General features: G+C 44.0%; 27 protein-coding genes. 8 read left to right on the forward strand and 19 right to left on the reverse strand.

Annotation, left to right across the window (positions count from 1 at the left end; all coding sequences use genetic code 11):
- Positions 1 to 45 precede the first annotated feature (45 nt).
- Positions 46 to 1356, reverse strand: a complete 1311-nt coding sequence (gene ftsY / locus ACHUFQ_RS05455) for a signal recognition particle-docking protein FtsY (protein ID WP_394173718.1) — start codon at positions 1354 to 1356, stop codon at positions 46 to 48.
- Between the two features lie 251 nt (positions 1357 to 1607).
- On the opposite strand from ftsY, the gene rsmD reads away from it, so the two are divergent.
- Positions 1608 to 2237, forward strand: coding sequence for a 16S rRNA (guanine(966)-N(2))-methyltransferase RsmD (rsmD, locus tag ACHUFQ_RS05460; protein WP_394173719.1), 630 nt, complete (start codon positions 1608 to 1610; stop codon positions 2235 to 2237).
- Here rsmD and ACHUFQ_RS05465 read toward each other — a convergent pair.
- The 4 genes from ACHUFQ_RS05465 to ACHUFQ_RS05480 all read right to left on the reverse strand — a co-directional run bounded on the left by ACHUFQ_RS05465 (position 2234) and on the right by ACHUFQ_RS05480 (position 5063).
- On the reverse strand, positions 2234 to 2449 hold the full coding sequence (locus tag ACHUFQ_RS05465; protein ID WP_394173721.1) for a dodecin: 216 nt from the start codon (positions 2447 to 2449) through the stop codon (positions 2234 to 2236). The genes rsmD and ACHUFQ_RS05465 overlap by 4 nt on opposite strands.
- A gap of 80 nt (positions 2450 to 2529) precedes the next feature.
- Positions 2530 to 3138: a YjaG family protein gene (locus ACHUFQ_RS05470; RefSeq protein WP_394173722.1), complete on the reverse strand. Its 609-nt coding sequence runs from the start codon at positions 3136 to 3138 to the stop codon at positions 2530 to 2532.
- A gap of 64 nt (positions 3139 to 3202) precedes the next feature.
- Positions 3203 to 4120, reverse strand: a complete 918-nt coding sequence (locus ACHUFQ_RS05475; RefSeq protein ID WP_394173724.1) for an acyl-CoA desaturase — start codon at positions 4118 to 4120, stop codon at positions 3203 to 3205.
- 16 nt (positions 4121 to 4136) lie between these two features.
- Positions 4137 to 5063 (reverse strand): hypothetical protein, encoded by a 927-nt coding sequence (locus tag ACHUFQ_RS05480; protein ID WP_394173725.1) that lies wholly within the window; start codon positions 5061 to 5063, stop codon positions 4137 to 4139.
- A 79-nt stretch (positions 5064 to 5142) separates the two neighbouring features.
- On the opposite strand from ACHUFQ_RS05480, the gene ACHUFQ_RS05485 reads away from it, so the two are divergent.
- Positions 5143 to 5472 (forward strand): metalloregulator ArsR/SmtB family transcription factor, encoded by a 330-nt coding sequence (locus ACHUFQ_RS05485; protein WP_394173727.1) that lies wholly within the window; start codon positions 5143 to 5145, stop codon positions 5470 to 5472.
- A gap of 15 nt (positions 5473 to 5487) precedes the next feature.
- Positions 5488 to 5958 (forward strand): EVE domain-containing protein, encoded by a 471-nt coding sequence (locus ACHUFQ_RS05490; protein ID WP_394173729.1) that lies wholly within the window; start codon positions 5488 to 5490, stop codon positions 5956 to 5958.
- A 68-nt stretch (positions 5959 to 6026) separates the two neighbouring features.
- Here ACHUFQ_RS05490 and ACHUFQ_RS05495 read toward each other — a convergent pair whose 3' ends face one another.
- The gene (locus ACHUFQ_RS05495) at positions 6027 to 6731 is read right to left on the reverse strand and encodes a pirin family protein (RefSeq protein ID WP_394173731.1); all 705 of its coding nucleotides are present in this window, start codon (positions 6729 to 6731) and stop codon (positions 6027 to 6029) included.
- A 99-nt stretch (positions 6732 to 6830) separates the two neighbouring features.
- A complete protein-coding gene (locus ACHUFQ_RS05500; protein ID WP_394173733.1) occupies positions 6831 to 7742 on the reverse strand; it encodes a LysR family transcriptional regulator in 912 nt (303 codons plus the stop codon).
- A 131-nt stretch (positions 7743 to 7873) separates the two neighbouring features.
- Here ACHUFQ_RS05500 and ACHUFQ_RS05505 point away from each other — a divergent pair, with 131 nt between their 5' ends.
- Positions 7874 to 8479, forward strand: coding sequence for an FMN-dependent NADH-azoreductase (locus tag ACHUFQ_RS05505; RefSeq protein WP_394173734.1), 606 nt, complete (start codon positions 7874 to 7876; stop codon positions 8477 to 8479).
- 69 nt (positions 8480 to 8548) lie between these two features.
- On the opposite strand, the gene ACHUFQ_RS05510 is transcribed toward ACHUFQ_RS05505, so the two are convergent.
- The 3 genes from ACHUFQ_RS05510 to ACHUFQ_RS05520 form a co-directional block, all read right to left on the reverse strand.
- Positions 8549 to 10315: a serine hydrolase family protein gene (locus ACHUFQ_RS05510; RefSeq protein WP_394173736.1), complete on the reverse strand. Its 1767-nt coding sequence runs from the start codon at positions 10313 to 10315 to the stop codon at positions 8549 to 8551.
- A 214-nt stretch (positions 10316 to 10529) separates the two neighbouring features.
- Positions 10530 to 10892: a DUF1294 domain-containing protein gene (locus ACHUFQ_RS05515; protein WP_394173737.1), complete on the reverse strand. Its 363-nt coding sequence runs from the start codon at positions 10890 to 10892 to the stop codon at positions 10530 to 10532.
- Positions 10893 to 10954: 62 nt separating this feature from the next.
- Complete coding sequence (locus ACHUFQ_RS05520) at positions 10955 to 11188, reverse strand: hypothetical protein (protein ID WP_394173738.1); 234 nt, start codon at positions 11186 to 11188, stop codon at positions 10955 to 10957.
- Between the two features lie 218 nt (positions 11189 to 11406).
- Here ACHUFQ_RS05520 and ACHUFQ_RS05525 point away from each other — a divergent pair, with 218 nt between their 5' ends.
- Positions 11407 to 12033 carry a glutathione S-transferase family protein gene (locus ACHUFQ_RS05525; RefSeq protein WP_394173740.1) on the forward strand — a complete coding sequence of 209 codons (627 nt, stop codon included), beginning with the start codon at positions 11407 to 11409 and terminating at the stop codon, positions 12031 to 12033.
- 2 nt (positions 12034 to 12035) lie between these two features.
- Here the strand turns inward: ACHUFQ_RS05525 and ACHUFQ_RS05530 are convergent, their stop codons facing one another.
- From ACHUFQ_RS05530 to ACHUFQ_RS05550, 5 genes are all read right to left on the reverse strand, one after another.
- Positions 12036 to 12479 carry a hypothetical protein gene (locus ACHUFQ_RS05530; RefSeq protein ID WP_394173741.1) on the reverse strand — a complete coding sequence of 148 codons (444 nt, stop codon included), beginning with the start codon at positions 12477 to 12479 and terminating at the stop codon, positions 12036 to 12038.
- A gap of 7 nt (positions 12480 to 12486) precedes the next feature.
- Positions 12487 to 12801: a hypothetical protein gene (locus tag ACHUFQ_RS05535; RefSeq protein ID WP_394173743.1), complete on the reverse strand. Its 315-nt coding sequence runs from the start codon at positions 12799 to 12801 to the stop codon at positions 12487 to 12489.
- A gap of 16 nt (positions 12802 to 12817) precedes the next feature.
- Positions 12818 to 13381, reverse strand: coding sequence for an HdeD family acid-resistance protein (locus ACHUFQ_RS05540; RefSeq protein WP_394173744.1), 564 nt, complete (start codon positions 13379 to 13381; stop codon positions 12818 to 12820).
- Positions 13382 to 13502: 121 nt separating this feature from the next.
- On the reverse strand, positions 13503 to 14795 hold the full coding sequence (locus ACHUFQ_RS05545; RefSeq protein ID WP_394173746.1) for a DUF945 family protein: 1293 nt from the start codon (positions 14793 to 14795) through the stop codon (positions 13503 to 13505).
- A 161-nt stretch (positions 14796 to 14956) separates the two neighbouring features.
- Complete coding sequence (locus tag ACHUFQ_RS05550) at positions 14957 to 15154, reverse strand: hypothetical protein (RefSeq protein WP_394173748.1); 198 nt, start codon at positions 15152 to 15154, stop codon at positions 14957 to 14959.
- 229 nt (positions 15155 to 15383) lie between these two features.
- Here ACHUFQ_RS05550 and ACHUFQ_RS05555 point away from each other — a divergent pair, with 229 nt between their 5' ends.
- Positions 15384 to 17468, forward strand: a complete 2085-nt coding sequence (locus ACHUFQ_RS05555) for a S9 family peptidase (RefSeq protein ID WP_394173750.1) — start codon at positions 15384 to 15386, stop codon at positions 17466 to 17468.
- A gap of 110 nt (positions 17469 to 17578) precedes the next feature.
- Here ACHUFQ_RS05555 and ACHUFQ_RS05560 read toward each other — a convergent pair whose 3' ends face one another.
- Positions 17579 to 18046 carry a DUF6174 domain-containing protein gene (locus ACHUFQ_RS05560; protein ID WP_394173752.1) on the reverse strand — a complete coding sequence of 156 codons (468 nt, stop codon included), beginning with the start codon at positions 18044 to 18046 and terminating at the stop codon, positions 17579 to 17581.
- Between the two features lie 522 nt (positions 18047 to 18568).
- Here ACHUFQ_RS05560 and ACHUFQ_RS05565 point away from each other — a divergent pair.
- A complete protein-coding gene (locus ACHUFQ_RS05565) occupies positions 18569 to 19027 on the forward strand; it encodes a hypothetical protein (protein ID WP_394173753.1) in 459 nt (152 codons plus the stop codon).
- Position 19028: 1 nt separating this feature from the next.
- Positions 19029 to 19241, forward strand: coding sequence for a helix-turn-helix transcriptional regulator (locus tag ACHUFQ_RS05570; protein WP_394173755.1), 213 nt, complete (start codon positions 19029 to 19031; stop codon positions 19239 to 19241).
- A gap of 67 nt (positions 19242 to 19308) precedes the next feature.
- Here ACHUFQ_RS05570 and ACHUFQ_RS05575 read toward each other — a convergent pair whose 3' ends face one another.
- The 3 genes from ACHUFQ_RS05575 to ACHUFQ_RS05585 form a co-directional block, all read right to left on the reverse strand.
- Positions 19309 to 19674 (reverse strand): hypothetical protein, encoded by a 366-nt coding sequence (locus ACHUFQ_RS05575; protein ID WP_394173757.1) that lies wholly within the window; start codon positions 19672 to 19674, stop codon positions 19309 to 19311.
- Between the two features lie 12 nt (positions 19675 to 19686).
- The gene (locus tag ACHUFQ_RS05580; protein ID WP_394173759.1) at positions 19687 to 20619 is read right to left on the reverse strand and encodes a peptidylprolyl isomerase; all 933 of its coding nucleotides are present in this window, start codon (positions 20617 to 20619) and stop codon (positions 19687 to 19689) included.
- A 130-nt stretch (positions 20620 to 20749) separates the two neighbouring features.
- A complete protein-coding gene (locus ACHUFQ_RS05585; protein ID WP_394173761.1) occupies positions 20750 to 22207 on the reverse strand; it encodes a sodium/proline symporter in 1458 nt (485 codons plus the stop codon).
- Positions 22208 to 22566: the final 359 nt, after the last annotated feature.

Below are 22566 nucleotides of genomic sequence, written 5' to 3' on the forward strand. Positions count from 1 at the left end.
GCTCTTCACATTCTGAGACGTTTGGCTAAACTTGCCCGCTGAGGATTATTTATCGAACAGAGCGTCAATAAAATCGTTGGCATTAAACTGACGTAAATCATCGATTCCTTCGCCAACACCAAGATACTTAATTGGGATCTTGAATTTATCTGCAACCGCAAAAATAACCCCACCTTTGGCGGTACCATCGAGCTTAGTCACTGCAAGTGATGTCAGACCTACAGCATCGTTAAATAGCTGTGTCTGACTCAAAGCATTCTGGCCGGTTCCGGCATCGATGGTTAACATAATTTCATGGGGAGCATCGGCGTCTATTTTCTTCATCACCCGCACGACTTTTTTCAGCTCTTCCATCAGGTGAGCTTTATTCTGTAAGCGTCCGGCTGTATCAGCAATCAAAATATCGACATTTTTACTTTTCGCAGAATTTATGGCGTCGAATATAACCGATGCACTATCGGCACCGGTGTGCTGCGCTACCACAGGAATGTCATTGCGCTCGCCCCAGACTTGTAATTGTTCTACGGCTGCGGCGCGGAATGTATCACCAGCCGCCAACATAACCGATTTGCCTTCGGCCTGAAATTGCTTAGCAAGCTTACCTATGGTGGTGGTTTTACCAACGCCATTAACACCAACCATAAGAATGACTTTTGGTCCGGTAATCGCTTTCTCTTGTGGATGCTCGATGCTATCGAGAACCTGTTCTAACTCCTGCTTTAATAACTCATACAGCGCTTCGGCATCTTTAAGCTGACTTCGACTTGCCGCTTGCGTCAGGGAATCAATGATCTTCGTGGTGGTTTCGACCCCTACATCGGCAAGTAACAACTGGGTTTCCAGTTCTTCAAATAACTCATCGTCGATTTTCTTATCACGGAACAAATCGAACAGACCACTACCAATATTCTGGCGGGTTTTACTTAAGCCAGATTTTAAGCGTTGGAAAAACCCCGGTTTGTTGGTTGTATCCGCTTGCTCTGCAACGGCTTGTTCAACAACAACCTGTTCTTCACCCTCTGACTCTTGCGCTAAGGTCGATTCAGTAACTTCCTCGATTTCCTCGACTTCGGTAATTTCCTCAGCCGTCTCAGCCTCTAGTGGGGCTTCTGGTTGCTCATCTTCAACGTCATTGTCGGCAACAATTTTTTCTTCACTGTCTGTTGCGTCACTGCCAGCTTGTTTAGAATCAGCTGCGGATGGGGATTTAGAATGTTCAGCAACATCATTGCCTTGTGCTTCATCAATAGCTACCTCGGTTACTTCTTCAGTAACTTCAGTTTGTTGTTCTATTTGTGATTCTGTCGTCTCTTCAGACTTTTTAAACCAGGAAAATAACCCTTTCTTCTTAGCCATAATGTGTCAGTTACGCTTGATGATATTCAATTAGGTGGATGCAGGCATTGGTAATCGCTTCAATCGAGGATAAAATTAGTGGCCGAAGACCTTTATTGTTTTCGACGAACCCCGAAAGCTGAGCCTGTGGTTAAGGGCAGTATAGTAGCATCTTAGCGACTGTATAAAAACCGAAAGGGCGTAAAAAGCAAACTGACAGAAGCCTTTTACGTGAGACTGGGAAATAAACCATAAATAAGAGTAGATTGAATATGGCGCCGAGAAAGCCCGACCGACAAAATGCGAACCGAGGAAATAGATCTTCCGGAAGAAATGCTACGTCCCAGGGGATGGGGCAGGTCCGGATCATTGCCGGTAAATATCGAGGTCGCAAATTACCGGTTCTCAACGCGGAAGGTCTGCGACCGACCACCGACCGAGTAAAAGAAACCGTATTTAATTGGTTAATGCCGTATGTCGCTCAATCGGTTTGTCTGGATAGTTGTGCGGGCTCTGGCAGTTTAGGGTTTGAAGCGCTTTCCCGAGGTGCTGAGCATGTAACGTTTGTCGAGTTAGAACGAGCGGCCGCCAGAAACATCGAGGAAAATATTGCCCGCCTGAATGACAACCAGAGCAGAGTCCTAAATCAAAATATTCTGTCCGTTAACACTAATAAGCCCTTTGATCTGGTATTTATCGACCCACCCTTTAATCGAGGGCTCGCCAGTGACATTGCGATTTATCTTGAGCAGCAACAAATGTTGGCTGAAAGTGCCATCATCTATGTGGAAACGGAGCAAAACTTTAATGCGGCGTTATTACCTGAGAACTGGCAGTTACTCAAAGAAAAGTCTGCCGGCCAGGTAGTATCGCGGCTATATCAGCGAAAACTTGCTACTTAGCTGTACTGGATTCGAAAGCCCACTTTTAACGTTACCTGATAGTGGGCTACCTTGCCATCGACGATATGGCCACGGGTTTCAAGCACTTCGAACCAATTCATATTACGAATGGTTTTTGCTGCTTCTTCAAGGGCATTTTCAATCGCTTCTTCAATACTTTTTGGAGAAGAACCAACCAGTTCAACTTTTTTGTAAGTGTGATGTGAGGTCATGGGACACCTTTTAAATTTTCGACCATTTTTTGCAAGTATAGTCGTTCGTTCAAAAGGTGATCATAAGAACTGAGAAGGGGTTAAATCTCAATCCCTAAATTTGACATCCCTTCACTCAGGGCCATGGATTTGAGTTGTTGACAGGTTTCTTTATTCTCTTTGGCCGTCAGAGCAAACGCCAATAGTTCCTGTTGGGTTTCCATTTCCCATTGCATTAACGGGTGAGCTTCAATATCGGCTTGCTGAATGATAATTTCATCATTCACATCAGGATTTTGCTGAGCCTGTTCTTCGGCCAGCATCAATTCCAAATAGTAACTCACACTGCCTTTGGACAAAAGTGACACATTGGTCAATGTTTCTAGGTCTTTATCCTGCATACCTTGCAGCAAAGAGCCAATTGCCATACAGGTATCAAGCGCCGGATATACCCCGAAAAAGTCAAAATCTTCGACATTTGGAATGACCTCCTCGAGTTTCTCCAGCTGTGCGGAAAAATTTAGCTTAAATTGCGGTTGTGCCAGACGCTGCCAAACCAGATCTAATTGATTGCGAAGTAGCTTAGTATCACCAAACTCCGACGCCTCACTAAACATTTGATAATTGGGGAGCATGCGTTCGATAAGAGCGGCACTATAGGCAGTTAATTGCCATAGCGTTAATTGCGTTAATTTTTCAGGGTTTGGCACAGCAAGAGTCCATGAATTTACTTGTCAGGTATTATAACCCATCAAGGGAAAAAACCTATGACAACTATGCTTCCGAGGAAATTGCTGTTAACTCTTGGCGCGGTCCCAGGTGTTCAGGAAGCTTTATATCCCAGACCCATCCGGCCTTTTGCATCAGCATTAGTATCCACCAACCGGGATCCAGTTGACCTTTTTCCAAGCCCAATTTTGCGGAACCAGGAAATGCATGGTGATTGTTATGCCAACTCTCACCCATGGTGATAAGGGCGGCAAATGGAACATTGTAACCTTGTACAAATGCCCCATTGATATGCCAGCTTCGCCCCCCTTGATTGTGTGCAAAATAGCCGATCAGCCAGTGGCCGGTAATGGATATGGCAACGCGAGCGCAAATTCCCCAAATTACCCAGGCAATGCCTCCTAGCGCAAACAAAATCAATGCCCAGGGTAATTGCTGCCACATCCAGTAACGTTCCATAAAGCCGAGTACCGGATCGTTTTTATAATTTTCTTCGATGATGATTTGTGGTGGTTTTTTTAGATGGATATCGCACAGTAGTTGCCAATAACCGTCTGTGAAGAACGGTTGTCGATGTCCAAAATAATCGTGGCAATGATGCTGGCGCTGCGACCAGTCACGCATATCATGAGTTTTTATCATCGAAAATGGCCCGCCTAAACCGGTAATAACACCCAGGTGAACAAGAAAATAGCCAAGCCATTTGGAGCATTGAAAGCTTTGATGGATAAGGTATCGGTGCATACCTAAGGAATGGCCAAAACAAAGGGTGAAACCTGTAAACGTAATAAATAGTAATACAGTCTCAAGGGATAGAGTCATTGCGCCACCAATGATTGCAATTATACACATGGTGATAAACCATATCGTTTTGGTTAACGATAATTTGACGTCGCCGTTAGAAGCGTTGCCATTGCCCTGTTTCTTAATACGGGGATTTTCATAGTGTGGATGACTCTTCATGTCCCTCTCCTTAAAGTTACGGCGTGATAATTTCATCAATCAACAATTCACTGCTTCTGGCAATGGCAAATTCTTGTAGCGGACCAAAGTACCAGGCGGGATCCAGTGTCCGTTGATAGTGAATTCGCAATGTCACTTTTGTTTTTGACGCGGTTATTGGCTCTAGGAAGATTTCGGTGCCATGCAAATTCAGATAGTTGGCAATGTAACTGTCGTTTTCAATAATTCTGGTTCGAATGTAATTGTCTGAAACTTCAGCTAGCTGCAACAGCATAACACCCTCATGGGTATTGGTAACAAACCAACGGTGGTAACGGTAGTAAATGGTATGTATATCGCCCTGTTGAAGACTTTGAGCGTCTATTTTATAAGGCATTGGGAACAGAGAAAGTAACCAATGGCGAGGCTTATTGAGATCAATGGGCTGCTGCAATTGTTGATGAATCTCCCCGATAGAGGCTGATACCACTTTTGATTGTTCGACAGAATATTCACGCTCAAAACTTAATTGCGGAGCAACACCTTCAAAGGCGCTGATTAGTATTAAAGCCGGAAGAATTTGCATGTATTGGGTGGATTGGTTTTTGCGGATTCGGTAACGGCGAATGGCGTCGATGATAAAAACTAACAGGATCACTGAAAAGTAAATCGGCATGAACATGACCACGCAGACAAAGCCCTCAAACAGGATGACAGAGCTGCCAAGCATGACGATGAGCGAGGTTATGGTGAGCCTCAGATAAGTGTATTTCCAATTTTCGGTTTCAGGTCGTTTAAGGAAAGTCAGGGCAATGGCAATAGCAAAAGGAATGCCGACATAGAGCAGTGCACTGTCGTCAAAATCGTATTCCATCAGCAAGCGGATGATTAAAGAACACAATCCGATAATAAGCATGATGATTAACTTATGGTTGTCCTTTATGCGCTCTAGTATCTTTGCCATGGCACAAATCCCTTAAATTGATTACTATGACGATAAGAGTAATTTAGTTAATTAACTATTTAGTTAAATATATAAATCAATGAGCAATGTATTTCAAGCTTTATCATCGTCAGTAAGACGAAAAATTTTGGCGTATTTGTCAGAAGCCAGCTTAACGGCTGGAGAAATTGCTGAGCGATTCGATATCAGCAAACCAGCATTGTCTAAGCATTTAACGATTTTGCTAAACGCCGGATTAATTACATCTGAAAAGAAGGGGCAATATGTTCACTATTCTTTAGTGAAGGAAAATTTGTTTGCATCAATGAATGACTTTTTAGTGGATTTTTGTTCGGAGGGAAAACCTTTGAAGGTTGAGAGTGCGGCTTTAGCCTCGAAGAAAAAGCAAAAATCGCAAAAATCAGAGTAATATTAGGAAATCGTTATGAACTACTGGTTATTTAAAACCGAGCCTGATGAATTCAGTATTGATGATTTAGCTAAGGCTGGTCCTGAGGGTGAATGCTGGGAGGGTATCCGCAATTATCAGGCGCGAAATTTCATGCGAGATAAGGTACGTGTCGGCGACAAAGTCTTTATTTATCACTCCAGTTGCAAAGATGTCGGCATTGCCGGCATTGGTGAAATCGTTAAAGCGGCGTTTCCGGATCCATTTCAGTTTAATCCCACCAGCAAGTATTTTGATGAAAAATCTACTGAAGAAAAGCCTCGCTGGGTTGCGGTGCAGGTGGCCTTTATCGAAAAATTCGACAAGCTTATTCCGTTATCCTTGTTGAAACAACAGCCGCCACTTGAAGATATGGTTTTGGTTAATCGCGGCCGGTTATCGATTCAACCCGTTGCAGAACAGCACTGGCAATTTATACTGGCACTTAAAGGGCAGCAGCAATCCTAATGCAGAGAGCAAGAAACAGGGATACTGTGGCTCCCTGTTTAATGAACCTCATTTGTACTAGCCCATTGCTAGATTGCCGGTAAATCGAACCAAAGGGCCTCGATGCTGCTGCTCGCTACAATATCGACAACGTCTTTAGCCTCGATCATAAATCCATCACCGGCAGTAAATGTTGTGCCGTTTGCAACCAGAGTGCCATTAACCAGATGCAAATAGCCGATTCGATTCGCATTATGCTCGCTTACCGTTAGCCGAATACCTTGGTTTGTTGTCAATTCCAATCGATAAATGCTGGCATCCTGATTCATTGTTAATGACCCATCAATACCGTTGTTTGTGACTAATGGCGTCAATGGACCATTTTGTTCGATGCGCTTTTGCTCGTACCCAGGTTCAATACCAAAAACGTTAGGCTGTATCCAAATCTGTAAAAAATTTACCGCATTGGTATCGGAAGCATTGTATTCCGAATGCATAACACCACGGCCTGCACTCATTCGCTGGATTTCACCGGCCGGAACGGTGTAGAGATTTCCGGCGCTATCTTTATGCTCCAGAGCACCGTCGATAACATAGGAAATAATTTCCATATCGCGGTGACCATGGGTATCAAAACCACGCCCGGGTTGCACCACATCATCATTGATCACTCGCAGCACGGATACTCCCATGTGTTTAGGGTCGTAATAATGGCCAAAAGAAAAACTGTGTTTGCTGTTGAGCCAGCCCAAATTAGCGCCACCGCGATCGTTACTTTTGCGAATATATTTCATTTTCCATCCCCTTCATTGAATTTGATGAATCCAGTGTAGGGTTCTTTAAAATAGAATGATATTTGTATATTTTGATATAAACGTTCTTTTTATGCGAATTTAACTGTTTGTTTTGGCGTCGCAGGTCGGCATCTGCATGGTTTGATATCTCAGCTCGCCGATAAATTGACGGGCCGCCGGGCCAAGTCGGTCGCCGTCGTTGAACATCAAATATAATAATGCGTTGCGTTGTCCGCCCTGCTTTAGGGGTAATTGTCGTAATTCGCCGTTGTTTAATGGCTTCACAATTGCTGGAAATGGTAGCCATGCAAAGCCAAGGCCGGAGCGGATCATATCGATAGAGGTGCGCATATGGCTGACCGTCCAACGTTGGTTTGCCCCTAACCATCCGGCATCTTGTTGTGCGGAAATGGCAGAATCACGAATGACGATCTGACGGTGATTTTTTAAGTCCTCAAACGTCAATGGACCTGAATGGCTATGGAGAGGATGGGACGGTGCGGCGACAGCGACAAACTCAATCGGACAAAGCTCCTCGCTAAAGCCATCCTTTAGTGGATAAGGTGAAATCGCAATATCGACTTCGGAGTTTTTCAGTAATTCACTAGCGCCCGTTAATACCGACTCCTGTAGCTCAATACGTAACAATGGGTATTGCTTAGACGTTGCGTCCAGTACGTTATATAACAGCTTTTGCGGAAAAATTTCATCAACCGCAATCCGCAGACGGGTCTCTATGCCTTCACTCAGGCTTTGTGCTACGGCTTCTACCTTACCGGCTTCTTCGAGCAAATAATTTGCCCGGCGAAGCATTAACTCGCCGGCATCGGTTAACAATGTTTTTCTGCCCTGGGTTTTTAAAAGTTTAACACCGAGAGATTGCTCGAGTTTATGAACCGCGTGGTGAATACTGGACTGGCTTTTGTGAATAGCGCTGGCGGCCTGATTAAATCCACCATAATGGGCGACCGCCCAAAACATTCGCCATTGTTCGAGTGTGACCTTCAGCATTGTTGACCTCAGATTGGTTTAAGCGTTTTAACTATATTCTTTTTTATAGAACGAAGAGTCCAGATTTATCTAATTTTAACTCTGATTTGTCGAATTATAATGGCAATATCTCTTTAATGAATGGGTGAACCATGAATAAAATATTACTAATTACATCATCACTTAATGCCGAACAGGGTAATTCTTCGCAGTTAGCGAGCCAGTTTGTTGGAGAGCTTTGTTCAGCTCATGAGGTCAAAAAGCTGGATCTCAATGCTTTGTCTTTACCGCATTTATCTGCTGATGAAATGCAGGCCTGGATGACGCCAGAAGCTGAACGTACTGACAAACAAGTTCAGCTTGCCAACCTGTCAGATGGCCTGATAAAAGATATCAACGACCATGATCTGATTGTGATTGGTATGCCGATGTATAATTTTGGGGTTCCATCCGTCTTCAAAGCCTGGATTGATCGTATCGCCAGAGCTGGTGTGACATTTAAATACACCGAACAAGGCCCGGTAGGCCTAGTGAACAACAAAAAAATTATAGTTGTTGCCGCTCGTGGTGGTATGTATGCGGGTACAGCTAAAGATACCCAGACAACCTATCTGAAAGACTTTTTTGGATTTTTAGGTATCACGGATGTGGCGTTTATTTATGCCGAAGGTCTTGCCATGCCAGATAAAGACCAGCGATGGTCTGCGGCTAAACAAGACATCCTGACGATGGCTGAAAAAGTTACCCTGGTGCATTAGTCTCTAGATGCCCGGCTACAAGACTCGGCCTATGACTCAATATTCGTCATAGGCATTTAATTGGCTGGACTAATTGGGTGGACAGGCATCACTAATATTATTAAACACATCATTAAGGGTATTTAAAAAGCCAACACCGCCACCATCGGTTAATTGCGCAATGATCACATCAGGTAGAATTATCGTTGTGTGGCCGCCATAGCCTGACATAACCGGGATCTGAGTTAAGTGGCCACAAGCACGCATCGCAGACACCGCACCAGCATGAAATCGCCAAAAACCATTATCGTAATGAAAATGCGTTAACTGGGCATAAAGACCGTGTTGAGAGCCGCTTAGTACTTCTTTGACCATTTCAGGGTCGAGAAGGTTGCCATTGATGGCGTCATCTCTTAAGTATTTGGCAAATCTGAGAACATCATTCAGGGTAACGGATAACCCATATCCGCCCCAGGCATCTTGAGTGTCACTGGTGCGCTGAATACCACGAGCGTAATGACTCAAACCAATCGCGTCAAAAATAGGCACAATAACATCGTCAAAGGCCTTAGCGTTTGAGCCAAGTTTCTTGTTGGCGAAGGTTGCAGCGGCATAGCCAACCAATTCCGTATCTGTGGTGTGATAAACATGATAGGTGCCCGGCGCGACTTGCTTAGGCCAACCGGTACAGGAAAATTCGGCTCTGGCACGTCGTGTTGTCGGATTAAAAAAACCAGTGACAATGGCTGCGCTGTCTTCATCCACGCCATAGTTTGCCGATGCGTAATTACCCGTTGCCATATCGAGCGCATGTTCCACAGTAACGCCATCCCAACGACTGTCATTGGCACACTCAGGGACCAAGTCTTTAATCAGCTCATGCTTAAACCCGGGATACCGATGCTCGAGAGCAGCAACAACCATAAAGGCATACATGGATTTGGTGAATGAATACACCCCAATGGTTTTATCCATGCAATATGGGTGCGTGCCATAACGAGTGGTACAGCCCTTTGTGTAGCTTGTACCATTGACTAAAATACCGTAACCATTCATATCGTCGGCATCCACGGCATCCACGGCATCCACGGCATACCCGTAATTGCGCAGATCCACGCCAGGGAAGTCAATGGCTAAATCTGCCAGTGGTTTGGTTGGCAGCCAATGACTTTCTTCAGTGTTTCGATCATTGATCACCGTGGCAGCATGGGTAATAACATGTGGCGTATACGTTGCACTTAAATTGCCATAAAACTCAAAGCCATAAAAGATACAGGTTTCTGCCACGTTCTGGACATGCACCTTGGATATAGAGCCGTCATTTTTAAACAAAAACGTGGCAAGGCCATTGTGTTCACAGTTCGCGTTGTTTTGTTTCATGGTGTAGGGAAATGCTGCCCGGGAATAACCATTGTCGCCGGCTTCATCCCAAACTGCGCCTACACCGGCGCTAACCGACCAGGCACCTCTGCCGATAAAACCATGCCCACGGTCAATTGGAATTAAACGATTGCCATCCTGAATAAACTCATAATTAAATAGTGGCCACATGGCATAATTAATTGGTAAATCGTCCGTTTTTCCATAATTTAGGGAAAATTCAGGCGAGCCGCTAATCCGTAAACTCCCTGAAAAACGGTTTCTCGGTGGCAATGAATTTCTCTGAGCAAATGCTTCGGTGGAAAATGTTCGCGAGGTGTCGCCCATTAAATATTCAAAGGTAGCCTGTTGTCGATACGATCCCTGAGCACCCTGCTTATTCAAATCCGTTTGCGAGCAGGAAAATACCAAGCTGGCCGTCAATATGAACAACATAGCTGTTAGCATTTTAATCGATATCAATGTTAATTCGCTCATCCTATAAGTTACTTTATATACAATAGGTTAGTGATAGTTTTCGGCTAACCTTGTGCAGTGATCCCATATCAATGTTATTGGGCACAAGAATAGGGTAAATAAAGGAATGACAAAAGAGCCAGTTGGAAAATATTGTTAGTACCTCAGGGCAGGAACTATCATTGGCTCTGGTGGCCAGTGTTGACAAGTGCCACCAGATATTCCCGTTTCTTGATTACAGAATGTTGTTATAGGGAGACAGATACCAGACAAAAATTGCCACATTAGCAATAACCGTTAACCAGTATACGACCCTAAATGACGGTTTTTTAGTTTTATGTCTTAAAATCTGCTGGGCAAATGCTGCGCCCGGCCACCCACCTATGGTAGACAATAAGTGCAAAGAGCTTTCTTGCGTGCGTTTACCACCCCGCTCGGAAGAGTGCTTGTCCGTGGCATAGGCAAGGTAAGTGAATAGACTTACCCCTAAATACCCCAAAAATAACTCCCTGGGAATAAATCCCGGAACATAAGCCAGTATTAACATCATCATGAATAAGCTGGCTGGAAACAGTCGAATTAACGGTCCTTGGCGCATACGAAATACCTCTCCTGGAGTTCGAATGGATTGTTAATTGTCGAGTAGCAGTTGGGGGAAGTTTAGCTGGTTGCTGTGACTTGTTCTGACTCTGTATCTTCTTGAAATACCTGCCGATGCGCGCGGTTCATGATTTTATCGGCTTGCTGCTTAGTAAAAATACCCAATTCAATACCCGCCTGCATATAGCCTTCAAGTCGAAACTTTTGGCGGTCGGTATCCTTATTGAGTTTGGCTAATTCAAACATTTCCAGCAGTTGTTGATTGCAGGAGATAAGGTATCGATCTTTTTGCATGAACCGGCATTCCTTGAGATATTTTTTCTAACTTCCATTACAAGATAACGAAAAAAATCGACCTTGGGTAGTGTTAATATCATGTTATTTTCAAATTAAAATTCTGAAAATATATTGACATTTATTAATCGCTTACAAATGGTAATGTGCGACCGTCACTGCGAAATTTTCATTCTTGACTACACTAGGGAACACCATTGTTGAAGAGGTAGGGAAGGATGATAAAATTTTATTATTATCCCATTTCAACGTATTCCCAAAAGGTGCTGTTAGCCTTATATGAGAAACAGGTTCTTTTTGAACCGCATCTGGTTGATATTCATGATCAACGGCAATTATACGCATTTCGCCAGATTTATCCTTTGGGGAAAGTTCCTCTTTTGCTAGGCGATAATCAGCATGTTATTTCAGAATCCAGCATCATTATTGAATATCTCGATAGCCATTTTGATTCAGGTACTCGGCTATTTCCTGACGTCAGTTCAGATGATATACGGCAGATGCGCTTTCTCGACAGGATAGCTGACCTTTATTTAAATAATTCAGTGGTTACCCTGATGTTTGCAAAAGACCGCCGGCAGGCAGAGCGTAATGAGGCAACACGTTGCTTAACCTTTTGTTACCAATATTTGAATAATCGTCTGGAAGGAAAACCCTGGATCATGGGCGAAAATTTTACATTCGCTGACTGTGCGATTATTCCGCCTTTGCTTTATGCTGAGCGTCATATGCCATTCGTTGAATATGCCAATCTATTGAATTATTTTCAACGCGCTCAAGAGCGACCTTCCTATCAGAAAGTGTTAGCAGATGCCTTGCCTTTGTTGACGTCGATGGGGGTGTAGTGTTATTGATGTTTTTTTCGGCGCCGGATGATATCTAACATCATGCTTACCAGAGTAATGAGACCCGTACCGGAGGACAGATTGCCGGGTGACATTAGATTTTTAACCTGCTGACCATCTGCCTGGATTTCCGCAATTGCCATTTCTCTGGCCTGTTCGAGAATCACCTGTTCTTTTGATGGTGGCTTGGAGCGTCCGAACCAAAGCATCAACAAGGTTAAGGCCAAATTGACCGTGCCAAGCACAAATGCGGATTGCCATTGACCAATTTGCGTAGCCAGCAGCTGATAACAACCAATATTGATAAACACAAAGGTAATCAGGAATAGACAAAGTGCCAGCAAGATAAAAATCAAACGACTGATTAACTGGCTTACAGAAAGTTCCAACAATCCCGCTTGTGCTTTGTACAATATTTTAAATTTAAGCATATGCGCATTCATCATGGCTGCTTTACCTTATTAATCGGCCCAGTAAAAAACCCAGGGCGAAGGCGCCGAGTATGCTGGCGCCCTGATGATCGCTAAGCTCTTGTTTTAACTCTTCCATTAGTTGTTCAAGTTGCTCTTGCTCGTTAAGCGATTCTTGAGTTTTTGGGCTTTCAGTCTGAGCCTGTTCGATGACATCTGTGGTCGATGCCCCAGCCGCAGAACTCGGCTCATCGCCAGGAGAAACATCCTCAGACTTGCTGCGTTCAAGCTCGGCCAACTGCTTTTTCAATTGCGCAATTTCTGCCAGGGCCTGACTTGCTTTATCTTCTTGAGCCATAACCGTAACCTATAGGTTAGTTAACGGGCTTTTCGATAGATTGACTTAATTGTTTCGTCGCCATAGACGTGAAAATTATCGAGAACCCAGAAAACAGCAAGCGCACACCCACAAGAATACCAACTGCCCAGGCACCAGATACCGGCCAGCTTTTCCAAATCATCCATGCCAGTACCAGGGTGATAATCCCACTAAACAACATCCAGCCCCAGCCTCGTTGTGGTTTATACTGAAAGGCAATGATAATGGTAAAAATACCTTCGACGATAAAGTAAGCCAGCAGAACGATAGTGAGGGTCATCAACCCCATGGCGGGCATGACCATCATAAACAGGCCGCCAAGGAGCGAAATACCACCGAACAGGAATTTCAATAAGCCACTGCCAAAACTCTGTGCTTTGAAGGCGAAGACAATTTGCACAATACCGGCAAATAATAAAATCAGACCTACCATCACCGAAATACTCATGCCGGCAATCATCGGTGCGACCATGGCGAGAATGCCTAAGATGACGATCAATATGCCAACGGCCATGCCAATGCGCGAGGTATCTTCAATTGCATCAGTTTCAATACTCATATCTGTTCTCCAGTGATTGATATGAGTAATAATTGTAGTCCAATCAAATGAATACAGTAGGAAATCAAAAATAAAGGCAGAAATTCTCTGTTTCTGCCTTGAGGAGTCTTGACGGCTAATCTTAACCTAAAGGAATCGCAACGCCATTGATTAGCGCCTGACCATCGCTGAAGGAAAATTTAAAGGTGAGCGTGTCGGCTTCCTGGACCAACATGCCTTGTTGTTTTAATGCATCAACATTGGCCTGCATGCCTAGTTTTTCAAAAAAGGCGAAAGGTGCTGAACCTTGCGCGTCAGCCTGTAACGCAAACATCATGCTCATCGGGTTAGCGGCATCAAATTTTTGTGGGTCGATGGTGATCAATAAGTCGGAAATGATATCACCTTCGCTGGTTGTGATGCCTAAGTTATCAATCGCCAGGCGCGGGTTGTCGGCTAGTAACTTAGGTAGTTGTTGTTGGACTTGCATCATCAGCATCTGTTGTTGCTGAGGATCATCGCTCTGACTATTCACCAGCAGTGTCTGTAGCTCACTGAGCACATTGATGTTGAGATTATTCATGCTCATGGCGTAACGAAAGTCAGAAAATTCCTGCATTGCAAAATTCACATTTTTTGCATCCATGGTCACGGTTGCCGCTAATAAATTGTCTTCAACATTGGAATTACTCGCGATGGTCAAATCTTCAATACTCATACTGGCATCAGGAGTTTCGCCGTTGATGTTCAAGTGAGCCATTGAAAACTGGCTAGTGCCAACGCCTAATGATGTTGGTGAGAACACTTCGCCAAGAATATAGGTTTGATCAACGTCAAGTGTTGTTGCACCGACAACGAGTACGTCCATACCGCTTTCAACAACTTTCATACCCTGCCATTGACCGGTAGCACTAACTCGACCCTGTGGATTGACAGTGGCATGGAATTCACCCGCTAACACTTCCAGGTTCGAACTTTCCAATTCCAACGTCGTTGGTTTTATGGTGATGGTTGAGTAGGTAGTGCCATTAAATGAGGTACGGGCAAAACTGGTAAAACTGTCACTTGCCACATCATCAATATTCAAAATATCCTGTTTAAAGTCGGCTGGTAAATCAACAATCATTTGTGAGTCGGCTAAACCCAGTGCAATGCCATCCGCTGTCCACAACAATGGGCCATGTTGAACCTGATGTTCAGATTCAAACGTCAGTGTTTCAATAACACCTTCTTCTACTTCAACAGGCATGGTGAATGTTATAAAGGCCGTTGAATGCAGGTAACCACGCTCATAGCGGTTGATTTCCATGTCAAAAGCAGGGTTGCTTGATACGTTTGCGTAAGATTGTTTGATGTGCTCTTCGGCTTTAATGCCAATCAGATAAGGGCTGGCCAAAGCGGCGCCCAGAGCAGCGGCGATGATTACTTTTTTCATTGGTTTTCCTTGGGTATATCCCATCGTGTTATTTTTCTTTGGGGGCGGCTCAGTCTAGCATAAGCAATGTCATTTATTGACTGATAAAATTCAATTTGAAAAATGGATTAAAGCCGTTAGTCAAATAAGGGATTTCAGCACATTCAATCTCTTTTCGTCTCTTAATCTGCCAACAAATATTGCTGGTATTCTTTGACGCCAAAATAGCGAATACTCTTTTTATGAGTGACCTTTTTGGCGATGAGCTTTTCACCACAGTAAATTTTAACGACTTGTTTGTCGCCGTTACTGTCCGTGTCATAGGCGTGATTTGGATTTAGCCGCAAATTATCAAATTCGCTGCGCATGATTAATTTCATTAGTCTCTCTTAACTATCAAAACGCTTTATCTACAGAGTAGCGACAATCGATATTGTAACGCAACTGAAAGTGTTTCTGAATGCCCATACATTTACTCTGCGCTTGTCATTCGTTAAAGTGACTACCTGATATTTAAGGAAATATTCTGTATTTTTAAACATTCGGCTACTGCCTTAGGTGGAATACATACAGGGTATCAATCGATGTTCACCATAAGGATTTATCACCATGGGTTACTTTAACAAGGCGAAACGCCTGGCATTGCAAGGGTTGGTAATGTTATCGATCAGTGCCAGCACTTTCGCGATGGCAAATGCCAAAGAACAAGGTTCAACCGCAAATATTCTGACACCCAACGATGTATTTGAAATGGAATACGTCGGTGCAATGGCCGTACATCCAAAACAAGGTTACGCCGTCTATGAACGCCGTGCTCTGGATATTATGAGCGATGGCACGCGCATTAATTTATGGCAGGTGAATCGTGATGGCAGCAATCATCGTCCGGTTCTTTCGGGCAAAGCTAATTATCGACTGCCGGTTTTCTCGCCGGATGGTAGCCGTTTAGCCTATGTCTCGAGCAGCGAAGGAAATAACCAGCTTTATATGCGTTGGCTGGATACGGCACAGACGGCTCGAGTGACCAATTTGGCCCACTCCCCTTCAAGTGTAAGCTTTTCACCGGACGGCAAGTGGCTGGCATTTGTGATGTTCACCCCAGGTAAGCCTTCAAGCCTGGCCATTGATATGCCGAAACAACCCAAAGACGCAAAATGGGCAGGCAAGGCAACCTATATTGATAATCTCGCCTACCGCAGTGATGGCGCAGGATTTTTACCCGCAGGTTACAGTCAGATTTATGTAGTCCCCAGTGAAGGTGGCAGTGCTCGTCAGATCACCAAAGGCGAGTTTCATCACGATGGCCAATTAACATGGGCAGCAGACAGCCAGCACATCATATTCAGCTCGGACAGGCATCCGGATTGGCAGCGCCGGCCATTAGAATCGGATATTTACCAGGTAAACGTAAACACCGGGGATATTCGAGCGCTGTTAGAACGTCCAGGTCCTGAATTTGCGCCTGTGGTTAGTCCTAACGGACAAAAGATTGCGTTTTTACAGGTGGATGACAGAAAGCTTGCCAGCCAAAACGCTCAGGTTTATGTGATGAATCGTGATGGCAGCAAGGTAACCGGTCTGGTAACCAAACTGGATCGTCCAATAAGCAATGTGCAATGGGATAATGCCGGCAATGGTGTCTTCTTTAGTTATGATGATCATGGTAAGAAGATGTTGGCGTACGTTGACCTCAAGGGCAAGATTACGCGTTTGAAAGCCGAATTAGGCGGTCAGTCACTCGGCCGACCTTACACATCGGGTAGTTATGTTGTCGGCAATAGCGGCGACGTATTTTATACTCAGGCCAATAGTCAGCGACCCGCGGAACTGGGTTTGTTGGCAGCGAACGGTGAAATCACCCGCCTGACCTATTTAAATCAGGATGTATTGGCAACTAAAGAATTAGCCAAAGTTCGTTCTCTTACGGTGAAATCTTCTGTCGATAAGCGACCTATCGAAGCCTGGCTGGCGCTGCCACCTAATTTCGATCCGGAGCAGAAATACCCTCTGATTATGGAAATTCATGGCGGTCCGCACGCGGCTTATGGCCCGCAATTTAGTCTCGAAGTGCAACTGATGGCAGCGAAAGGTTATGTGGTTGTTTGGGCAAACCCGCGCGGAAGTACGTCTTACGGCGAGGAATTTGCGAACTTGATCCATCATAATTATCCGTCTGAGGACTATAACGATCTAATGGATGTTGTTGATGGCGTGATTGAAGAAGGTTATGTCGATGAAGAACAACTATTCGTGACCGGTGGTAGTGGTGGCGGAACCCTTACTGCCTGGATTATTGGCAAGACTGATCGGTTTAAAGCGGCGGTAGTGGCAAAACCTGTCATTAACTGGTTGAGCTTTAGTTTAACCGCCGACGGTTATGCCTATTTCACTCAATATTGGATGCCTGGCATGCCTTGGGAGCAGGTCGATCATTTATGGAAGCACTCGCCGTTAAGTTTGGTGGGTAATGTATCAACCCCTACCATGCTGTTGACGGGTGAACAGGATTACCGCACGCCGATGAGTGAAACCGAGCAATATTATCAGGCATTGCAACTGCGTAATATTGACTCAGCCATGGTGCGTATTCCTAAAGCCAGTCATGGCATTGCAGCCCGACCCAGTAATCTGGTGCAAAAAGTGGCTTATATCCTCGCCTGGTTTGAGAAATATAAACCCCAACAGGCCGAATAATTTCAGCCATTAAAAAAGCTACCGACCAGGTAGCTTTTTTGTTTGCCTCGATCATTGAGTTTATAACTCATTAAATCGCTCAATGAGTCGTAAACCCTCGAGAAAATTTGTTAAATAAAATCGGTGATAATATATTGATAGGCATCACAGCTACTTGACGTGTAATCAAAAAAGAAGCTCGTTGGGTAACCTAAGTTGGGATCAAATTGTGGTAAATTCGAACTCATGTACGCATCACTGATATGGTCTGGTTTGTCATAAACAACACCGAGCATTAATACAAACATGTTATCAACCGTTAAGGCTTCCTCGGTATCAACAGCAATGCTGGTGCCACTGACATAGACTCCGGCTACCTGGTTATCTTCTACTTGAATATCCAATGCTGGGATTTCATCTGCGACATCACAATCTGGCAGAGAAACCTGGACAGTAAATTGATAATCAATGATCCCTTGAGAGTTCCATAACCGTTGGTTCTCGGTTATGAGTGACGTTAAATCGATTTCATTGTTTTCTTCATCGCTGCCACAGGCAGTTAACAGTAATACCGCCGAAAGTAGTATAAGTCGCTTCATATCCATTTCCATTTCCTTGTTTTATCTTGAACGAACCGTGTCAACGCTATAACGAGTCGCTTAATTATTTGACCTTCGAAATTTATACTACCAGCAGATAATAGAAAAACCAGACTAAAAATCATCAATATAACAGGCGGGTAAATGTTTTTACTGCAGTTTAATTATCAATGTCGCTCTAAACGCTATGGTAACAAATGGCCCATTTAAATCTGCCTGTTTTGGTCGAATCCCCACGGAACTGTAGATGCGGCATTTACTGAGTCTCGTTACAACCAGATCCTAGATGTTTCCTCATCGGAAAATGTCACGTCAACCCGTATTGTCATAGGCTAAACCGTTTGGATTGATGTAAGGGGCACTATCATCGCTTTAGTCCATCTATAGCGATGAACACCAATAGCGTATTCATCTTAATTTTCGAACGTATGTCAAAAATGTTTGACATGTGTTGGGTGTCAAACTAACCTAACACCATGTCAAAAATATTGTACTTTCGTTGTTTGGTGTAGAGGAGCCATTATGTCTTATAAAGAAAAAAGCGTTTGGGTGTCATTAATTTTGAATCTGGCCATAGCTGGTTACTATATTTTCCACTTACATGGTTTGTATCAAGCGGATCTTTTAACAGAAGAAACATTGACGGGCCTATTTGTAAAGATTGTTCTGATGCTCATCGTCTGGGAAATTATTCTGCAGGCGAGTTTAGCTCTGCTCAATTATCATGAAAGTGATAAAGGCGAGGATGAACGTGAATCGTTGTTTAAATTACGCGGCAACCGCAACGGGTATCATGTGCTTACGGCTGTTGTTTTTATGGCAATTTTTATTCTATGGAAGGTTGACTTCAGCGAGCATAGATTGGTGTTTAATGAACTCTCTGCGGCAATGAACACCTTGAACATTCTTGTGATGGGTGTCTTAGTCGCGGAAATCGTCAACTATGCCAGTCAGGTTTTCTATTTCCGCAGAGGTTATTAATATGGCGAAGGTGATAACTAATCAGATTCGCCGTCTGCGCTTTGAACATAATGAAATGACGCAACAAGCGCTGGCTGATGCCATTAACGTATCGCGGCAAACGGTTGTTGCTATTGAAAAGGGTAAGTATTCGCCGTCGTTAGAGGTGGCGTTTAAGATTGCCGATGTTTTCTCAAAACCTATAGGCGAAGTATTTGAGTATAAACAAGCGTAAATCAGGGGAGGCAGAGTTGTTAACTAAGTTGTTTTGAGTAACTCTGCTCTATTCGATTGATAGTGAGTTAGCGACGCCGGGTCTTTAAATCGGAAAATGAACTTGGCAGTATATCTACCCCAACCCATTGACCGACTTTAATCACCACTGGGATGGTGATAGGAGCAAACGGCATAACCGCAAAAACTCCAAGACCAATGCCTTTAAGTACATCAAGAAATTGCTCGTTCGCCTTAGCCAGTTGTTGTTTCGATGCCTGGCCTTTTGTGTATTGTCGATAAATAACGAGCATTTCCCGGGTCTCGTCCTTTTCCTGATGTAACGCGATTTTTAACAGTAGCATCTGCCTTTTCAGGCTGACGCTACTGCGTTTGCGTTTAATCTTTATGGTGCGAACCGGGGCCCTGAGAATAAACTTTCTCGCTTTAAACATTAATGGCGAAGTTTATTTTTTAACGCGGCGACGCAAGACTGACACTAGGCCTAAAGCGATAAGACTCCACAATGGCAAACTACCGCCACCGGATGAGTCGTTAGTTTCGCGCTCGGATTTGCTTGGATCGAGCGGGAAGTCATCATCAACATCAGCTACGCCATCATTATCGTCATCAGTATCGGCATTATTGCCGATGCCATCATTATCCGAATCCAGCCACTCTGTCTCATCTTCAGGGAAAGCATCCACGTCATTCGGATAACCGTCGTGATCAGCATCAATAGTTAACGGTGGCAATAATTCAAGATGGGTATCGACATTATTGTCAGTGACCGTGATGGATTCAACAATTACCAGGTGGTCATTAGTAATTTCTTCACCTTCTGCCGGAACGCTGATTAATGGTGCTGAATCAAAGCTTCCACCGAGGTTGTAGCGATCTAAGTCGTTAATTGCGTCAACGATTTCCATACCATCAGCCATGACAACGCCAAATACCGTGAAACCACCATTTTGCAGATCGAGGTTGGCGCTGTTGTCGCTCAAATTGATAAACCACTGACTGGTCGCGCTGTCTGGATCGCCACCGAGTTTTGCCATTGCAATTGTGCCGCGGACGTTCGAGAAAACAGGTTCATTAATAACCGGGTCGAAAGCAGTGACAACGTCAACTGTGTTATCTTCTGCAAAATAATTATAACCACCACCTTGGGCGACAAAATCTAGCACAGAACGATGGATAACAGTGCTGTTAAAGCTTCCAGCTTCAACATAGTCTAAAAAATTCTCTACGGTTTCTGGGGTCGATGAATCGAATAAGTTGACGTCAAAGTCACCCATATTGGTTTTAAAATGAACGACCGTTGCTTGCGCGTTTGCAATAAGGGCCGCAGCGGTAAGCGCGATAGTGCGACGTAATAACTTAGTTTTTGAAAAATTCATTAGCGTTTCCAAATCATATTTTTATTATCAACCTGATGCGCATATAGAATGGCTGTTGCAGCTTAAGCATCAGGGTGTACGAAGTTTTTATTATGTCAGGCAAGATTACTCTAACTGGATTAAAAATTCATCAAGAATTATGCGCAGAGCCTTGTTTATTGGGTGTTAAAGCGCTTTCTGGTTTTTGGATTCGCCCGCTAAATGCGATGTAATACGCTAATACAAAAGGAATTATTCGCTCAATATAATCTCCAGGAGGAGATTCAAACAAACTGCAAAACACGGCACCAAAAAAACCAATAAAAATCGAAGCAAAGGCAGCTTTCCCAGAAATATTATTGCCGAGCAAGCGAACAATTAATAATGGGCCAAAGGCAGCGCCTAAAGCATTCCAGGCAAACAACACCCTTGAAAAAATATCTTCTGGCGCAAAGAGTGCAATCGCAACCGATAGCAGACACATAATCACCACGGTCAATCGTGAATACCACAAAGAATGCTGGATCACAGAATGTTCATCTTTAGTTTGCATATCATAGGAAATGGCAGATGCACTGACGAGTAGTTGACTGTCGGCGGTAGACATAATGGCTGATAAAATCGCGGCGATGATAATTCCGGCAATGACTGGTGGAAACAAGTGGTTGGTAAAATCCAGCAAAGCTTGTTCGCCATTACTGACCGGTTCGATGATAATTTTCGCACACCAACCAAGGATTAGCATGCCGGTAATGACTATCACTGCCCAGCCAATGGCAATAACCTTAGCCTGCTTAACTGCCTGGCTATCTTTCAAAGCCATCATTCTATTTACCACATGAGGTTGTCCGGGGTTGCCTAGCCCAATGCCTAATAGCCCAACAATAAATGCCAATCCAACCAATCCGGAGTGAGGGCCGGTCAGGCTGAGTTGCTCTGACGTATAGGCGAATTGCATTTGTTGCCATAAATCCCAAGGACCGCCTAACGTTATCAACCCAGCTAGTGGCAATAAAATTGCGGCTCCTGCCATTAATAGGCCTTGCAATGTATCTGTGATACTGACCGCTAGAAACCCCCCGAGTAAGGTATAGATGAGAATGATAATCGCGCCGGTAATAATGCTCCATTGCATCGATACATCAAAGGTCGTCGCGAACGTATTGCCTGCCGCTTGAAACTGTGCAGCAATGTAAAAAGTAAATGAAAAGACCACGCAAAAAGATGAGAGGTACAAGATAGGTTTACGCCACTTACCCGTTTGATTAGCTAACAACTGTGATAACGTAATTGCTTGTTGCTGAGCCGCTAGCTTTTGCAGCCTAGGTGCAACCCAAAGCCAATTAAAACAATATCCAAGCACTACCGCGGGCACTATCCACACGGCGCTGACACCCATGGTATAAGCGGCTCCACTCATACCCAATAACGTCCATGCCGATGACGCACTAGCCGCAGAACTTACCGCAGCCACCCATGGCCCCAATCCACGGCCTGCAATAAAATAGTCTTCACTGCTTTTAGTGCGCTGTTGGCTCCAAAGGCCAATACCCACAAGGACCAGCTTGTAACCAATCAAAGTAATAAGAACTGTGGTCGAATAATCCATAAGGTAACTGCTTGATTGTTTTTTGTGTTATCTAATCACACCTACCTGCAAAGTACGAGCATGATATGACAGTAAACCCTCAGGGAGCATTAAAAAATAACAGATACAACATCATGTTATTTGGTGTTAATTCATACATGCTATATAAATGGAGGGCATACTCAGACACCCATTCTTGAATTTCGATTCGAAAACCCACCAACTTAAACAGACACCCATTATTCAAAACTATATACAATGGTCTATCACCTACCACCTATCACCATAGCTCGTGAAAAATACTTTCAATATGACATTTAAGCTGACATAACCCGAAACAACCTTGTCTCCGGAGTTTAATTGAGAGAAATTCATTGATT

Origin of the sequence: Thalassotalea litorea, assembly GCF_043642205.1 — a bacterium.
Taxonomy (GTDB): domain Bacteria; phylum Pseudomonadota; class Gammaproteobacteria; order Enterobacterales; family Alteromonadaceae; genus Thalassotalea_A; species Thalassotalea_A litorea.

Excerpts from the sequence above, each read along its gene's own strand:
- ACHUFQ_RS05540 (WP_394173744.1), bottom strand. The coding sequence starts at position 13,381 with ATGAGTATTGAAACTGATGCAATTGAAGATACCTCGCGCATTGGCATG.
- ACHUFQ_RS05570 (WP_394173755.1), top strand. The coding sequence starts at position 19,029 with ATGGCGAAGGTGATAACTAATCAGATTCGCCGTCTGCGCTTTGAACAT.
- ftsY (WP_394173718.1), bottom strand. The coding sequence starts at position 1,356 with ATGGCTAAGAAGAAAGGGTTATTTTCCTGGTTTAAAAAGTCTGAAGAG.
- rsmD (WP_394173719.1), top strand. The coding sequence starts at position 1,608 with ATGGCGCCGAGAAAGCCCGACCGACAAAATGCGAACCGAGGAAATAGA.
- ACHUFQ_RS05465 (WP_394173721.1), bottom strand. The coding sequence starts at position 2,449 with ATGACCTCACATCACACTTACAAAAAAGTTGAACTGGTTGGTTCTTCT.
- ACHUFQ_RS05535 (WP_394173743.1), bottom strand. The coding sequence starts at position 12,801 with ATGGCTCAAGAAGATAAAGCAAGTCAGGCCCTGGCAGAAATTGCGCAA.
- ACHUFQ_RS05515 (WP_394173737.1), bottom strand. The coding sequence starts at position 10,892 with ATGCGCCAAGGACCGTTAATTCGACTGTTTCCAGCCAGCTTATTCATG.
- ACHUFQ_RS05565 (WP_394173753.1), top strand. The coding sequence starts at position 18,569 with ATGTCTTATAAAGAAAAAAGCGTTTGGGTGTCATTAATTTTGAATCTG.
- ACHUFQ_RS05585 (WP_394173761.1), bottom strand. The coding sequence starts at position 22,207 with ATGGATTATTCGACCACAGTTCTTATTACTTTGATTGGTTACAAGCTG.
- ACHUFQ_RS05555 (WP_394173750.1), top strand. The coding sequence starts at position 15,384 with ATGGGTTACTTTAACAAGGCGAAACGCCTGGCATTGCAAGGGTTGGTA.
- ACHUFQ_RS05550 (WP_394173748.1), bottom strand. The coding sequence starts at position 15,154 with ATGAAATTAATCATGCGCAGCGAATTTGATAATTTGCGGCTAAATCCA.
- ACHUFQ_RS05495 (WP_394173731.1), bottom strand. The coding sequence starts at position 6,731 with ATGAAATATATTCGCAAAAGTAACGATCGCGGTGGCGCTAATTTGGGC.
- ACHUFQ_RS05505 (WP_394173734.1), top strand. The coding sequence starts at position 7,874 with ATGAATAAAATATTACTAATTACATCATCACTTAATGCCGAACAGGGT.
- ACHUFQ_RS05480 (WP_394173725.1), bottom strand. The coding sequence starts at position 5,063 with ATGGCAAAGATACTAGAGCGCATAAAGGACAACCATAAGTTAATCATC.
- ACHUFQ_RS05580 (WP_394173759.1), bottom strand. The coding sequence starts at position 20,619 with ATGAATTTTTCAAAAACTAAGTTATTACGTCGCACTATCGCGCTTACC.
- ACHUFQ_RS05490 (WP_394173729.1), top strand. The coding sequence starts at position 5,488 with ATGAACTACTGGTTATTTAAAACCGAGCCTGATGAATTCAGTATTGAT.
- ACHUFQ_RS05575 (WP_394173757.1), bottom strand. The coding sequence starts at position 19,674 with ATGTTTAAAGCGAGAAAGTTTATTCTCAGGGCCCCGGTTCGCACCATA.
- ACHUFQ_RS05475 (WP_394173724.1), bottom strand. The coding sequence starts at position 4,120 with ATGAAGAGTCATCCACACTATGAAAATCCCCGTATTAAGAAACAGGGC.
- ACHUFQ_RS05510 (WP_394173736.1), bottom strand. The coding sequence starts at position 10,315 with ATGAGCGAATTAACATTGATATCGATTAAAATGCTAACAGCTATGTTG.
- ACHUFQ_RS05530 (WP_394173741.1), bottom strand. The coding sequence starts at position 12,479 with ATGATGAATGCGCATATGCTTAAATTTAAAATATTGTACAAAGCACAA.
- ACHUFQ_RS05485 (WP_394173727.1), top strand. The coding sequence starts at position 5,143 with ATGAGCAATGTATTTCAAGCTTTATCATCGTCAGTAAGACGAAAAATT.
- ACHUFQ_RS05500 (WP_394173733.1), bottom strand. The coding sequence starts at position 7,742 with ATGCTGAAGGTCACACTCGAACAATGGCGAATGTTTTGGGCGGTCGCC.
- ACHUFQ_RS05545 (WP_394173746.1), bottom strand. The coding sequence starts at position 14,795 with ATGAAAAAAGTAATCATCGCCGCTGCTCTGGGCGCCGCTTTGGCCAGC.
- ACHUFQ_RS05520 (WP_394173738.1), bottom strand. The coding sequence starts at position 11,188 with ATGCAAAAAGATCGATACCTTATCTCCTGCAATCAACAACTGCTGGAA.
- ACHUFQ_RS05525 (WP_394173740.1), top strand. The coding sequence starts at position 11,407 with ATGATAAAATTTTATTATTATCCCATTTCAACGTATTCCCAAAAGGTG.
- ACHUFQ_RS05560 (WP_394173752.1), bottom strand. The coding sequence starts at position 18,046 with ATGAAGCGACTTATACTACTTTCGGCGGTATTACTGTTAACTGCCTGT.